A 12,815-nucleotide genomic window follows, 5' to 3' on the forward strand; every position below is an offset into this window, starting at 1 on the left:
TGGCGACAGGTAAGCGAACCGAATCCCACGCCGACGTCCAACTGAAACGCCCCCGGCAAGACCGACATCGACAACCGTCAGGCACTTGATGACGCGGCCCTCGGCGGTGCGATCGAACACGAAGTCCATCGACCAGACCTCGTTGGGCGCCGTCGGGCGGAACAAGGGCTGCCGTTCACCCGCTGGCACCTTCTTGCGCTTACGGCGACGCACCTGCAGCTTTGCTTCCTGATACAGACGCTCCACACGCTTGTAGTTCACCAGCAGCCCCTCCTGCCGCAGCTTCAGGTAGATCATTCCCACGCCGTAGCGCTTGTGCCGTTGCGCCAAGGCCATGATCCGTTGCCGAAGCGCCACGTTGCGGTCAGGACGCATCTCATAGCGATACGCACTGGCGCTCATGCGCACCACCGTCAGTGCGCGGCGCTCGCTCAGTCCTTGGCTCGTCATCTGCCGCACCAGCAGCCGTCGTGCCGGTGCGGTCACCACTTTTTTCGGAGGGCCTCGCGGGTGACCTCGATTTCCAGCATCGACTCGGCCAGGAGCTTTTTCAGCCGCGTGTTCTCCGCCTCCAGTTCCTTCAGCCGCCTGGCTTCAGGCACCGTCATGCCACCGAACTTGCTGCGCCACAGGTAGTACGAGGCCTCACTGAAGCCATGCTTGCGGCATAGGTCCTTCACGGCCACGCCGGCTTCCGCCTCACGCAGGAAGCCGATGATCTGCTCTTCGGAAAAGCGCTTCTTCACGTCCAATCTCCGTCAGTTGGGGGATTGGACTCCAAATCGCTCTGCTACTCAAAAGCGGGGGGACGTCGCCCCGGCACCACGTTTCCGGCAAACCTTACAGAGGCGACCCACCGCACATGGCACCATCCGGCGTTCCTCTGTGCGGTGGAGTTGCAAATGAATCAAAGGAAGCCTGCCTGGACCCAAGACGAAGCCATCGCCTTTGAGGCGGCATGTGATGCCATTGCCCACCTTCGCGCCCAGCTCACCCACGACATCTCAGTGGAGAGTGGGAAGGAGAAGCCTGATTGGCGTTACGTCGCGGAGCAGGAAGCGGAGTTCGGTCGCCTGGTTCGCGAGCGTAAGGCGCTTCACGTAGGCGACCACGAAGATATTGCGCGTATTCGTCGTGAGTACGTCGCTCGGATCAGGGCGTGGAACCCCAGGAAGTAGACTGCGTGTTCAGCCACCTACCTGGGGTGGGTAAGTTGTATGTCCTTATACAGGCGCTAGATGTCGGACGCGATCTTTGCCTCAGTGCGTTCGAGGCTTTCGGTGACGTACTGGAGCGTTGCCAGATTAAAGCTGGGGAGGTTATCAATGCCGTCGCGACTCATGGTGAAGAGCCAATCTTTGCCCCTCCATGCCGGGTCTCTGCTCGCCAGCCTTAGCTCGTTTTTCTCTTCGGCGCTTAGTTGAGGGCCAAGCTTCTTTTCAAGGACGTAGATGATCGGCTCTGCGGTCATGCCGAAGAGGTTATAAACACGCACCAGCACAGCCTTATCGTCCTTGAATGTGACGTGGAGTTGGGCCTTGCCCGACCCATAACTGAAAACCAGATCCCGACACTGATACGTGACATATTGAGAGTCGGATTCGTCTTCCCAGCACTCGACATTTTTCTGCACACTCTTTAGCGCGGCTGGGGACATGCCAAGAGTTAGACCTTTGATGTCGGGCACCAGGGTATGTGTCGGTTCAGTGGTGACAGGCGTCGCACTCGTCGGGGCCGACTTAACCTGACAAGCCGTGAGCAGGGCAATCGCAGCTGCGAAGGTCCAGAGCTGTTTCCCTTTCATTGAACTCGTCCATGTTGAGTTAGGTTGGTGGCAACTACTGACAGCCTGTCCTTACACAGGCTGGCGGTTGATAGCAGTGCAGGGCGGTAATACGGTTTGCACCGCCCCACCATTCCTTGTCGATAGCCCCAGCTTCGGGAGCAGGTAGGAGTCGACATGGGAGTGGTGGGGCCTTCAGTAGTGCCGCATCGCCCAGATGACGACAACGGCAAGGAGCGCCATGCCGGCGAGCCCGAAGAGGTAGGCCGAGGCGATCCACGAACTACGCCCATTGCCCTGGCGATAGAGGCCACGGGCCATAAACGCGCAGAAGGCGGCAGCGGCCAGCACGACCAGTGCGCCGAGGGGACCATCTTTCTTCCAACCAGGGCTGTCAGCCGGCAGATCAAGCGCGCTCGCAAGCGCCGCTATGCCAATAAGTAGCGCTATGCCAGAGGCTAGAAGATTGCAGAAGCTGCGAAACAGGTTGGCGACAAATTCCATTGTGTCCTTCTCCGTAAGGTACGTATGCTACGCATGCCCAAATGCCCGTCATACACACCAAGGCTTTGGCGCGCGTAGGGCATATTCTTTTTGAAGGCAGGGCGCTACCGAAAGCTGGATGCTACCGATGACTACGCGGTCGGCAATGGCCCGGCCGAATTGAATCGGGATGATGCTGCGGGGGCGGTCAGTACAAGAGAAAGGCCGGCAGCGGCCATCGGCAGCCCCGTGAAAACAGGCCTGGCGAGGATGGCCATCTGGCTCCGCTTGTCGGCATCGTTGGCTCCCTGGTTGCTGGTAGGGGCGCACGTGATGCTCGTAGTGCCCCGCGACTGCAGTCGGAGTCCCGGTTGGGCGCGCGTCAGACGTACTGCATCTTGATGGTCATGCCCCCATCCACCACAAAGTGCTGGCCGGTGACGAAGCCAGACTGGGGTGAGAGCAGGTAGACGGCGAGGGCGCCAATGTCCTCCGGCGTGCCAACGCGGCCGGCGGGATGTTGTGCGTGGTCGCGGCGACGGAGCTTGGGCGTGGTGCGCGACTGAGGGTTGCGCCAGGCATAGGTGGCGATCCACCCCGGAAGGATAGCGTTGACGCGTAGGCGTGGCCCGGCGCTGACGGCGAGTGCGTGGGTGAATGCGACGAGGCCACCCTTGCTGGCGGCGTAGGCTTCGGTGTCGGGCTCCGATTGCAATGCGCGCGTGGAAGCGATGTTCACGATGGCGCCGTGCTGTTGCTCCAGCGCCGGCAGTGCGTGCTTGCTGCACAGGAAGGGGCCGGTGAGGTTGGTGGCGAGGTAGCGGTTCCAGTCGGCGAGTTCGAGTCCGGCGAGTGGGCCTGTGTGCGGATCGGCGATGCCCGCGTTGTTGACCAGCCCGTCGATGCGCCCAAAGCGCTTGAGTGCAAAGGCCACCCAGCGCTTGACGCTGGACTCGCGCGCGACATCGAGCGGGGCGAATGCGGCGCGCCCGCCCACGTTCCATTCATCGAGGCAGGCCTTGCCGGCGTTGCTGTCCAGGTCGCCGATCACCACGCGCCCGCCAGCGCCTAGCACGCTCTGGGCGATGCCACGGCCGATGCCCTGGGCGCCGCCGGTGATCAGGATCACCCGTTCCTCAAGGGGTTGGGGCGCAAAGGCGGTGATGGGCGGTGGCTGGTTCATGGTGGGACCTCGGTCGATGGAGCATTGCATAGGCTAATCGCCATAGAGCGTTTGTGAATCTCCACCGGGCGACGCAAACGACTGATAGTGCGCACTGGTTGTCCCGGTGCGGAGGTCGCCGTTGGCCGGGTCTTCGTGTCGGACCGCATTGGGCAGGGGAGCATGGAAGACGTGGACAGGCATCCCAGCATCCGCGGTATCGTGGACCACGCATCCAGGTGGCCGGCTGTGCGGCGGATGCTGCAGGCCCGCTACGAGCGGCGCTTTCTCGCGCACGACTCGACGATGCGCAACCTCTATCGCGGTGTGTACCCGAGCTTCACCGAGGCGCAGGCCAGCATTCCGCGCACGAGCATGCAGGGCTACGACAACACCGAATCAGCGGGTTTCTACCGCGAGCGCACGCGACGGGTGTTCCTCAACGACTATCCGATGATGTGGTGGCTGTCGCGTTTGTTCGAGGCGGGAAGCAGCTCGGTCTTCGACCTTGGCGGCCACATCGGCATTGCTTATTACGCCTACCAGCGATTCATGCGTTTTCCTGCGCAGCTGCGCTGGCGGGTGATGGACGTACCAGCGGTGATGGAAGCCGGCGCAATCTGGGCGGGGAAGAACGACGCCTTGCACCGGTTGCAATTCACCGGCAAGCGTAGCGATGCCGATGGGGTGGACATCCTGTTTGCCGCCGGCTCGCTGCAATACCTCGACTACACGCTGGCGGACCTGCTCGCCTCGCTGTCGAAGCCGCCATCGCATCTGTTGCTCAACTCGGTGCCGATCCACATCAGCGTGTCGTACTTCACCGTACAGAACACAGGTGTGTCGTGCTGCCCGTACCGGGTCACCGCCGAAGGTGATTTCATCGGCGGCCTGAAGGCACTGGGCTATGTGGTGCGCGATCGCTGGGAGAACACCGATCGCCAGTGCGAGATTCCGTTCTACCCCGCGCACTCGCTCGATCGCTACTTCGGCTATTACCTCAGTCGCGAGGACTGACGGCGCCGCCCCATCGCGCGGATTTTCAGTAAGAACCCGGCGGCGCCTGATCTTCCTGCCAGGCCTCCGCCATGCGCGCGCCGGATCGCCGCGCGCGCAGCGCATGCAGGCATCGGATGACGAAGTTTCGGCTGGGGCCCGCGAGGTGGCCCAGCGGAGCCTTGATGGCGTCGGCCAGCGCCGAGTCGCCCGGGTAGCCAGGCGTGATGTGCAGTTGATTGCGCAGGATCCGGTTGAGTTGGTGGATGCGCGCGACCTGCCGCGTATGACGGGTATAGAAGGTGATGCCGATCGAGGCGCTGATGCCGTTGCCTGGCTCCACCCAGTCGCTGCCCACTTCAGCCATGTGCGGCGAAGTGCTGGGAAAGTACACGCCATCGCCCGGGCCGCTGTCGAAATGGTGGCCACGCACGCGGCATTCGTCCTTGAGGCGTACCTTCTTCAGCGAGCGGTCGACGATGAAATCCTCCACGGCATCCGCCGGCACGGTGTTGCGATCATCGGGGTCCCACACGCTCAGCGTCTTGCGTCCGTGCAACTGCAGCCAGAAATTGTTCTCGCGATCGATATGGAACGGCGTCACCGAGGGCGGCGCGGAGATGAAGATGAAGCCCATCACGTCAAACACGCCCGGCTGCTCGCGTTCGACCAGCGGGCGCACGGTATCCATGATCTGACCGAGCAGCGTGCGATAACGCGGGATGTGCTGAACGTGGTAAAGGGCGATCCACGAACCCGGTTCTTCAATGCGCTGGAAGAATTCGTCGATGCCGCGACCGTCCGGATGGCGTTCCTCGTGGGCGAACGGCGAGCCCTGGGTAAGCCCGGGTTGCACGAAACGGCAATGGCCAAGGGGCATCAGCTCCTTCGCCAGTTGCGCCAGTTCGGGCAGCTGGAACAACGGATGCTGGTGGTAGGTGTGCTGGAGTTTGCCAACCTTGAAGGTGGAGTAGCGCCCTGGATCCACCGGGCAAAGCTGGTGCCGCGCTGCGTCGGGCATCGACGTGACGCTGTTGTTGTCGCTCATCGTGGCGTACCTCTCCGCCTCATGCGGGTTCGGCATTGGCCGATGCTCGATCAGCCGCCCACGGGCCGCCATCGGCCAAACGGTCTAAATCCCCCGGCGGCGGAGCGTTCCAGAGTGATGAGCGTGCGGTGATGTGGCGTCAGGCGCCACCAGTGCCGGGCGTCCTGCTTAGGCCGTCCGGCTGCGGCGTGTACGTGGCGGGGGTGTTAGCGCTTTCAAGCGTGGCTTCGCGGGCCTTGTTGTGCGCGTCCATGTGCGTCAAGTCATACGTCTAATGGTTTTGTCAAGCCAGTTTTTTGTTTGGATATACTCAATCGTGACTTAGTTCTCACTTTCAGGGGCCGGCCATGAAGAGTCTTCGTCTGCTTGTCGTAGTGGGCTTGGTATTGCTGTTGACGGCCTGTGGCGGCGGCCGTGGCCTGACGGAGGCCCCCAAGATCGATCCTGCCGCGCAGGCGATCACCACCTATCGCATCGGCGTCGACGACCAGTTGCAGATCACCGTGTGGCACAACCCCGACCTCAGCGTCAGCGTGCCGGTGCGCCCCGATGGCAAGATCACTGTGCCGCTGATTGGCGACGTGGTGGCCGGTGGCAAGACACCCGAGGAAGTGGCCGCGGAGATCAAGGACAAGCTGCAGTCCTATGTGCGTGACCCGCAGGTCGCGGTGATCCTCACCGAGCTGCGCAGTCACGAGTATCTGTCGCGTGTGCGCGTCACCGGGGCAGTGCGTTCGCCGGTTTCGATTCCCTATCGCCAGGGCATGACGGTGCTGGACGCCGTGCTGGCGGCGGGCGGAACCACGGAATTTGCGGCGCCCGATCGCACCGAGCTGTATCGCAAGGGGGGCGATGGCGTGACCACGCCGTATGCGGTGCGGCTGGACAAGGTGCTGCAGAACGGGGACCTGGCGACCAATTACCCGGTGCAGCCGGGTGATGTGGTCACTGTGCCGTTGCGCGCTTTCTGACACCCGGCGGGCCCGGGGCGAGGGATCGAGGGGGAGGCATGACTGGGGAACTCACACCGCTTGCGAGCATGCTGCCGGCACTGGTGAGCGAGGCCCGTCGTCGTCGCCTCGTCATCGGCATCGTGTTTGCCCTGATCGCACTGGCTGCGCTGGTGACCGGGGTGTTGTGGCCCAAGAAGTTCGAGGCGTCCACCACCATCCTCGCCCAGGAAAGCAGCATCATCTCGCCGCTGATGGAAGGCGCGGCGCAGACCACCGCGAACAAGAATCGCGCGAGCATCGCGCGTGACGTGATCTTCAGCCGCAAGGTGATGGACCAGATCATGGTGGAGGGGGGCTGGATGGCCAAGCACCCCAATCCGGTCGAGCAGGACCGCATCATCGAAGGCATCAAGTCGCGCACAAAGGTGCAGATGGAGCGCGACAACCTGATCACCATCAGCTACTTCGACACCGACGCCAAGCGCACCTACGACGTGACGCGCACGTTCGCGCAACTGTTCATCAGTGAGAGTCTGGCGTCGAAGCAGCGCGAGAGCCGCGAGGCCTACGAGTTCATCAACAGCCAGGTCGAGGCGTACCGCAAGAAGCTCACCGACGCCGAAGAAAAGCTCAAGTCCTACCGCGATACCAACGACGATGCGCGCCCCGGCAGCGAGGCGGACACCAACTCCCGCATCAGCCAGTTGCGTGGCCAGATCGAGCAGGCGCGCATGGACCTGATGGAGCGGCGCTCGCAGGAAGGTTCGCTTGCCGCGCAGCTGACGGGCGAGTCGGAAGTGAGCACGGTGCAGACCGTGGGTGGCATCTACGAGACGCAGATGGCCGACCTGCAGGCGCAGCTGGACAAGTTGCTGCTGACCTACACTGAGGAATATCCGGACGTGATCCGGATCCGCCACCAGATGCAGGACCTGCGCCAGACCATGGCCCAGGATGACCAGCGCAAGGCGGCGGCGCAATTGTCCGGCACGCCGACCACGCTGGACAGCCACGTGCAGTTCAACCCGGCTTACCAGCAGATCAAGACCCAGCTGGCGAACGCGCGTGCGTCCAGCGCCGCGGCGGCGGCGCGGCTGAGCGCCAGCGAGTCGATGCTGCAGACGGAACTGCAGCGCAGCACGCGCATCGCCAATTCCGAAAACGTGACGGCGGAGCTGACACGCGACTACAACGTGAACCGTGACGTCTACCAGGACCTGCTGAAGCGCCGCGAGAACGCGCGCGTTTCCATGAACCTGGATGCCGAGCAGCGCGGCCTGACCTTCCTGGTGCAGAACCCGGCGGTGATGCCGCTGATGCCGTCGGGCCTGCGTTTCATGCACTTCAGCCTGGCCGGCATCGCGCTGGCGCTGGCGGTGCCGATCGGCTTGCTGTTCGGGCTGGTGAAGCTCGATCCGCGGGTGCGCTCGGTGGAGCGGCTGGAGCAGGCCACGGGGCTGATGGTAATGGCGTCGATTCCGTTCTACCCCACGCCTGCCGACCGGCGTCGCGATCGCCGCCACAACCTGTTCCTGCTGGTCGTGGTGATGGGCATCGGCGCGGTCTACCTGGCCGCGTTCTGGTTGAGGCTCAAGCAATGAACATGAAAGACGACAACGATCCTGGCGTCGACGACAGCTTCGAGAACGTGCTGGAGGAAGCGGCCCGGAATCTGCAGCGTCGCACGTCGCCCGGCCATTCCATTGCGCGGATGAACGAAGGCAGCCGTGAGCTGGTCCCGTTGCAGCTGGAAGAGCGTCGGCTGATCCATCGCGAAGAATCGGTGCGCCGCCAGTCCGATGCGTTTCGCGAGATCCGCACGCGGCTGCTCGGCATCGCCGGCCAGCAGAACTTCGTCACCCTGGTGGTGGCGGTCAGCCCGCGCTCGGGTGGCAGCTTCGTCACGCGCAACCTGGCGGCGGCATTTGCCTTCGACGAGGCCAAGACCAGCCTGCTGATCGACTGCAATCTGCGCTATCCGAGTCAGCACCGCGCCTTGAGCGTGGACCCGGCCGGCGGTGGCCTGATCGACTTCCTCGAGCAGCCTTCGCTCGGCATCGAGCCGGTGCTCTATCGCACCGGGATTCCGCGCTTGCGGCTGATCCCGGCCGGCAAGGCGCGCGAGAACAGCGGGGAGTATTTCTCCTCCTACCGCATGAGCACGATGCTCGACTCGCTGCGCTGCCGTTATCCGGATCGTTACCTGTTCCTCGATGGCCCGGCCATCAAGGGTTCGCCGGACGCCCGCATCCTGTCGGACCTGGCGGACTTCGTGGTGGTGGTGGCCGGTTACGGGCGTGACACACCAGCGGCGATCAGCCAGGCGGTGACCAATTTCGACCCCGAAAAGATGGCCGGGGTGGTGTTCAACCACGTGCCCTGAAGGGCCGCGCGACATGTGACTGGGGCGAATTCTGCGACGACCACTCCATCTGGGGGAAGGACCATGGCGGTACGCACCACTCTCGCTCGATCGATCGTGATTGCACTGGCCGCCTGTTCCGGGCGGGTCTATGCGGAGCAGTTCACCTATTCGCTCTACCTGACCGGGGAGCACAGTGACAACGCCGCGTTGACCACCAGCAACCCGATCAGCACCAACGTGATTGCGCCTGGCGCGACCTTTGCGTACACCGAGCAGGGTTCGGCGGTGCAGGCGAACGTCGATGGCAATCTTGAATACCGCGACTACACGAACAGCGCCTTCGCCAGCCAGACGCTGGGGCAGCTGAACGGCGTCGTGAACTGGGCCGCGATTCCGCACCGCCTCGACTTCACCATGCAGGACTTCGCGGGCGTGGCGCCGGTCAACTCGCTGGCCGCCAATGCACCAGGCAACCAGCAGCAGACCAACGTGCTGGCGCTCGGGCCCACCCTGCATTTCAGGCTCGGGGAGGGCATGACCGGCGACGCCGAATTGCACTACATCAACAGCTACGCCTCCCGCGTCGACCAGTTCAACTCCTCGCGTGGGCAGGCGGCGCTGCGGTTGTACCGCGACCTGAGCGCGACGGACCAGCTGTCGGGCAATGTCGAGTACGAACACGTCAACTTCAACAGCAGCACAGCCGGCTCGAACTACGACGACTACGCGGCTTACCTGCGCTACACCAGCCGCCTGACCAAGCTCAGCATCGACGCCGACGTGGGCTGGTCGAACATCGACTTCACCGACGGCGGCTCGCACGATTCGCCGCTGGTGCGATTGATCCTGGGCTGGAGCCTGACCCCGCGCAGCACCATTACGGTGAATGGCGCCTATCAATATGCGGACGCGGCCCAAGACATGCTGGGGCCGACCAACGTGAATGTGGGCGGCGAGCTTGTGCCGCTGGAGCCCTTGTCGCAGACCATCGACCAGACGCGTGGCGGCACCATCGGCGTCGGCAACGTGGTGATCAACTCCGATGTCTACAAGGAATCCTCGATCGCGGGAACCTACAGCTATCGCGACGAGCGAACCAACTTCTCGGTGGTGCCTTCGTACAGCAAGCTCAACTACATCAACACGACCACCCTGGACCAGGTTGGCAAGGGCCTGGGCTTCACCCTTGATTACAAGATCACCCAGCACGTGTCGCTAACCGGCTTCGCTGCGGGTGAGCGGGTGACTTACGACAACATCGATCGTCACGACAAGAACTATCGCTTCGGGCTTGGTTTCAATCACGAGTTCACCACGCACTGGAACTGGGGCGCGTCCTACGTGCGGCAGATCCAGCACAGCGACGCGGTCGGCCAGTCGTATCACGAAAACGCGTACTTCCTCACCCTGGTGTACAAGAGATGACGCGGCCTGATCACGAGCTTCCTTTCTTCTTCGGAGAAGGCGGGGAGCTGTTCGGCATCTACCACCAGGCGGCGCGACCGTCGGCCCGGGCCGTGTTGCTGTGTGCGCCGCTGGGGCAGGACCACATGCGTTGCCATCGCATTTACCGGCAGCTCGCTTGCACGCTGGCGGGGCAGGGCATGCCGGTGCTGCGCTTCGACTACTACGGTTGTGGCGATTCGGCCGGCGGCAGCGCCGAGGTGGACTGGCTGCGCTGCCTGGACGATATCGCCGCGGCGGCGCGCGAACTGCGCGCACGTAGCGGGGCGGAGCGGGTGCTTGCATTCGGCGCGCGCCTTGGCGCCAGCATGGCGCTGGCGGCCGCGGCGGCGGCGGCAGGCATCGACGAAGTGGTCGCCTGGGATCCCGTGGTGGATGGCGCGGCCTTCGTCGCCACGCAGGACGCGATGCAGGAGGCGATGCGCCAGGACACCCATCGCTTTGTCTGCCCGCGTCAGCGAGCTGAAGCGGTGGGGCAATGGTTGGGCTTTCCCGTGAGTTCGACCCTGCGCGGGCAGGTGGAGGGCTGGCGCGCCGCGTCGCGAGTTGCGCCCTCCCTGCTGCTCGACTCGATGGCGCGGCCGGCTGCCGAATGGCGGCAGCTGTTTGGCGAGAAGACGCGGATCGAATCCCTGGAGCCGACCACGCCGTGGGACGATCTGGCGCGTCTGGAGGCGGCCGTCATTTCGCACCCGCTGGTGCAGGCGGTGGCGAGCCACTGGCGGGAGCGCGCCTATGCGTGAGCAGGCTTTCCGCTTCGGGCGCGCACGCCACCTAGTGGGCATCGCCGGGCTGCCGGACAGCGGCGACGGCACGGTGGGCGTCATCCTGCTGAATGCCGGCCTGGTCCACCGCGTGGGTCCGTTTCGACTGCACGTGGACCTGACCCGGCGGCTCAATGCGCTGGGTTACCCGACGCTGCGCTTCGACCTTTCGACGATTGGCGACAGTGGCGCCACCGGCGAATCGCAGAGCCGCAACCAGCAGATCTGCGCCGACGTGGACGACGCCATGGCGTTGCTGGGGCAGCACTCTGGCTGCCAGCGCTTCGTGCTGGTGGGCCTGTGTTCCGGCGCCGAGAAGGCGCACAACGTGGCGCGCGAGGCGCATAGCCACGAAAAGCTGGCCGGCGCGATCTTCCTGGACAACTTCGCTTACCGCACGCTCGGATTCCGGGTGCGGCACTACCTTCCGCGCATGTTCAATGTGCGCCGCTGGAAGCGCTGGCTGGCGCGCAAGGCGCAGGAGCACGCCGCTGGCGATGTGCCCGTGTTCGGCGTGGCGCCGCTGCCGCAGCATGTGGTGCGCGAGGACCTGGGCAGCATGGTGGCGCGTGGCCTGAAGCTGGACCTGGTCTACACCGGTGGCATCCACATGTATTTCAACCATCACCGGCAGTTCCGCGAGTGCTTCGGCAGCGTCGTGGACGACCCGGCGGTGAGCACGCGCTACCTGAGAGAAACCGACCACACCTATGTGCTCACCGGAGATCGCCAGCGCCTGATTGACCACATCGGCGAATGGCTCACCCGCCACTTCCCCATCGCCCAAGCAGGTGCCTTGCCATGAATGGAGTCCTCGTCACCGGCGGAGCCGGTTACATCGGTAGCCACGTCGTGCAGCAGCTGGTTGCGCGCGGCGAGCGCGTGGTGGTGATCGATAACCTGTCCACCGGCTTCCGCGAGGCTGTGCACGACGCCGAGCTGGTGGTGGGCAACGTGGGCGATCGCGAGCTGGTGACGCGCGTGCTCGACCACCACGGTCTGGACACGGTGATGCATTTCGCGGCGCACACGGTGGTGCCGGAATCGGTGAGCGATCCGGTCAAGTATTACGGCAACAACACCTGCAATACCTGCAATCTGCTGGCGAGCTGCACGGACGCCGGCGTGCAGCATTTCATTTTTTCCTCGACGGCGGCGGTGTACGGCATGACCGATGCCGGCATCGCCGACGAAGACACGCCCACGCAGCCGATCAATCCGTACGGCATGTCCAAGCTGATGTCGGAGAACATGCTGCGGGACGTGAGCGCGGCCTCGCCGATGCGACACGTGATCCTGCGCTACTTCAACGTGGCCGGTTGCGATCCCTCCGGTCGCATCGGTCACTCGGCGCCGCATGCCACGTTGCTGATCAAGGTGGCGTGCGAGCATGCGGTGGGCAAGTGCGACAGCCTGTGCATCTACGGCACCGATTACAACACGCCCGACGGCACCGGCATCCGCGACTACATCCACGTGGAGGACCTGGCCGCCGCGCACTTGCGCGCGCTGGATCATCTTCGTCGTGGAGGCTCCTCCCTCACGCTCAACTGCGGCTACGGCCACGGCTACAGCGTGCGCGAGGTGATCGATGCGGTGAAGCGCGTCAGCGGACGCCCCTTGAATGTGATTGAGCTTCCCCGCCGGGCGGGCGACCTGGCCATGCTGATCGCGCGCAGTGCGCGTCTGCAGGACGTGCTGGACTGGCATCCCAAGTATGACGACCTCGACTTCATCGTCGGCACCGCCTTCCGCTGGGAGCAGAAGATGGTGAGGCAGGTGGAACATGCAGGCTAG

The 12,815-nt window shown here is 64.0% G+C and carries 13 protein-coding genes and 1 pseudogene; 9 read left to right on the top strand and 5 right to left on the bottom strand.

All coding sequences use genetic code 11. The annotated features are described in order from the left end of the window. Positions 1-746 (bottom strand): annotated as a pseudogene (locus DVT68_RS18210) (transposase); the annotation flags it as partial. Positions 747-902: 156 nt separating this feature from the next. On the opposite strand from DVT68_RS18210, the gene DVT68_RS18220 reads away from it, so the two are divergent. Next, positions 903-1,178, top strand: a complete 276-nt coding sequence (locus DVT68_RS18220; protein WP_114826645.1) for a hypothetical protein — start codon at positions 903-905, stop codon at positions 1,176-1,178. 56 nt (positions 1,179-1,234) lie between these two features. Here the strand turns inward: DVT68_RS18220 and DVT68_RS18225 are convergent, their stop codons facing one another. The 3 genes from DVT68_RS18225 to DVT68_RS18235 form a co-directional block, all read right to left on the bottom strand. Continuing rightward, on the bottom strand, positions 1,235-1,804 hold the full coding sequence (locus DVT68_RS18225; RefSeq protein ID WP_114826646.1) for a hypothetical protein: 570 nt from the start codon (positions 1,802-1,804) through the stop codon (positions 1,235-1,237). Between the two features lie 174 nt (positions 1,805-1,978). Then, complete coding sequence (locus DVT68_RS18230; RefSeq protein WP_114826647.1) at positions 1,979-2,287, bottom strand: hypothetical protein; 309 nt, start codon at positions 2,285-2,287, stop codon at positions 1,979-1,981. Positions 2,288-2,648: 361 nt separating this feature from the next. Further along, on the bottom strand, positions 2,649-3,449 hold the full coding sequence (locus tag DVT68_RS18235) for a glucose 1-dehydrogenase (RefSeq protein ID WP_114826749.1): 801 nt from the start codon (positions 3,447-3,449) through the stop codon (positions 2,649-2,651). Between the two features lie 237 nt (positions 3,450-3,686). Between DVT68_RS18235 and DVT68_RS18240 the strand changes: the two genes are divergently transcribed. Further along, positions 3,687-4,445, top strand: a complete 759-nt coding sequence (locus DVT68_RS18240; protein WP_158543544.1) for a methyltransferase, TIGR04325 family — start codon at positions 3,687-3,689, stop codon at positions 4,443-4,445. A 25-nt stretch (positions 4,446-4,470) separates the two neighbouring features. Here the strand turns inward: DVT68_RS18240 and DVT68_RS18245 are convergent, their stop codons facing one another. Then, positions 4,471-5,472, bottom strand: a complete 1,002-nt coding sequence (locus tag DVT68_RS18245) for a cupin (RefSeq protein WP_114826649.1) — start codon at positions 5,470-5,472, stop codon at positions 4,471-4,473. Between the two features lie 347 nt (positions 5,473-5,819). Here DVT68_RS18245 and DVT68_RS18250 point away from each other — a divergent pair, with 347 nt between their 5' ends. The 7 genes from DVT68_RS18250 to galE all read left to right on the top strand — a co-directional run bounded on the left by DVT68_RS18250 (position 5,820) and on the right by galE (position 12,815). Then, on the top strand, positions 5,820-6,443 hold the full coding sequence (locus DVT68_RS18250; RefSeq protein WP_114826650.1) for an XrtA/PEP-CTERM system exopolysaccharide export protein: 624 nt from the start codon (positions 5,820-5,822) through the stop codon (positions 6,441-6,443). A 38-nt stretch (positions 6,444-6,481) separates the two neighbouring features. Then, on the top strand, positions 6,482-8,026 hold the full coding sequence (locus DVT68_RS18255) for an XrtA system polysaccharide chain length determinant (protein ID WP_114826651.1): 1,545 nt from the start codon (positions 6,482-6,484) through the stop codon (positions 8,024-8,026). Between the two features lie 2 nt (positions 8,027-8,028). Then, a complete protein-coding gene (locus DVT68_RS18260) occupies positions 8,029-8,808 on the top strand; it encodes a P-loop NTPase family protein (RefSeq protein ID WP_233523560.1) in 780 nt (259 codons plus the stop codon). A 63-nt stretch (positions 8,809-8,871) separates the two neighbouring features. Then, complete coding sequence (locus DVT68_RS18265) at positions 8,872-10,215, top strand: porin family protein (RefSeq protein ID WP_114826653.1); 1,344 nt, start codon at positions 8,872-8,874, stop codon at positions 10,213-10,215. Next, positions 10,212-10,997: a serine aminopeptidase domain-containing protein gene (locus tag DVT68_RS18270; RefSeq protein ID WP_114826654.1), complete on the top strand. Its 786-nt coding sequence runs from the start codon at positions 10,212-10,214 to the stop codon at positions 10,995-10,997. The genes DVT68_RS18265 and DVT68_RS18270 overlap by 4 nt, the downstream gene beginning before the upstream one ends. Continuing rightward, positions 10,990-11,823 carry an alpha/beta hydrolase family protein gene (locus DVT68_RS18275; protein WP_114826655.1) on the top strand — a complete coding sequence of 278 codons (834 nt, stop codon included), beginning with the start codon at positions 10,990-10,992 and terminating at the stop codon, positions 11,821-11,823. Before DVT68_RS18270 ends, DVT68_RS18275 begins: the two co-directional genes overlap by 8 nt. Then, complete coding sequence (gene galE / locus DVT68_RS18280; protein WP_114826656.1) at positions 11,820-12,815, top strand: UDP-glucose 4-epimerase GalE; 996 nt, start codon at positions 11,820-11,822, stop codon at positions 12,813-12,815. Before DVT68_RS18275 ends, galE begins: the two co-directional genes overlap by 4 nt.

It is taken from the genome of Dyella solisilvae, from assembly GCF_003351225.1.
GTDB lineage: Bacteria > Pseudomonadota > Gammaproteobacteria > Xanthomonadales > Rhodanobacteraceae > Dyella > Dyella solisilvae.

Bases quoted from the DNA above. Each gene is read 5' to 3' on its own strand.
- DVT68_RS18220 (WP_114826645.1), top strand. From the start codon at position 903: ATGAATCAAAGGAAGCCTGCCTGGACCCAAGACGAAGCCATCGCCTTT.
- DVT68_RS18225 (WP_114826646.1), bottom strand. From the start codon at position 1,804: ATGAAAGGGAAACAGCTCTGGACCTTCGCAGCTGCGATTGCCCTGCTC.
- DVT68_RS18230 (WP_114826647.1), bottom strand. From the start codon at position 2,287: ATGGAATTTGTCGCCAACCTGTTTCGCAGCTTCTGCAATCTTCTAGCC.
- DVT68_RS18235 (WP_114826749.1), bottom strand. From the start codon at position 3,449: ATGAACCAGCCACCGCCCATCACCGCCTTTGCGCCCCAACCCCTTGAG.
- DVT68_RS18240 (WP_158543544.1), top strand. From the start codon at position 3,687: ATGCTGCAGGCCCGCTACGAGCGGCGCTTTCTCGCGCACGACTCGACG.
- DVT68_RS18245 (WP_114826649.1), bottom strand. From the start codon at position 5,472: ATGAGCGACAACAACAGCGTCACGTCGATGCCCGACGCAGCGCGGCAC.
- DVT68_RS18250 (WP_114826650.1), top strand. From the start codon at position 5,820: ATGAAGAGTCTTCGTCTGCTTGTCGTAGTGGGCTTGGTATTGCTGTTG.
- DVT68_RS18255 (WP_114826651.1), top strand. From the start codon at position 6,482: ATGACTGGGGAACTCACACCGCTTGCGAGCATGCTGCCGGCACTGGTG.
- DVT68_RS18260 (WP_233523560.1), top strand. From the start codon at position 8,029: ATGAAAGACGACAACGATCCTGGCGTCGACGACAGCTTCGAGAACGTG.
- DVT68_RS18265 (WP_114826653.1), top strand. From the start codon at position 8,872: ATGGCGGTACGCACCACTCTCGCTCGATCGATCGTGATTGCACTGGCC.
- DVT68_RS18270 (WP_114826654.1), top strand. From the start codon at position 10,212: ATGACGCGGCCTGATCACGAGCTTCCTTTCTTCTTCGGAGAAGGCGGG.
- DVT68_RS18275 (WP_114826655.1), top strand. From the start codon at position 10,990: ATGCGTGAGCAGGCTTTCCGCTTCGGGCGCGCACGCCACCTAGTGGGC.
- galE (WP_114826656.1), top strand. From the start codon at position 11,820: ATGAATGGAGTCCTCGTCACCGGCGGAGCCGGTTACATCGGTAGCCAC.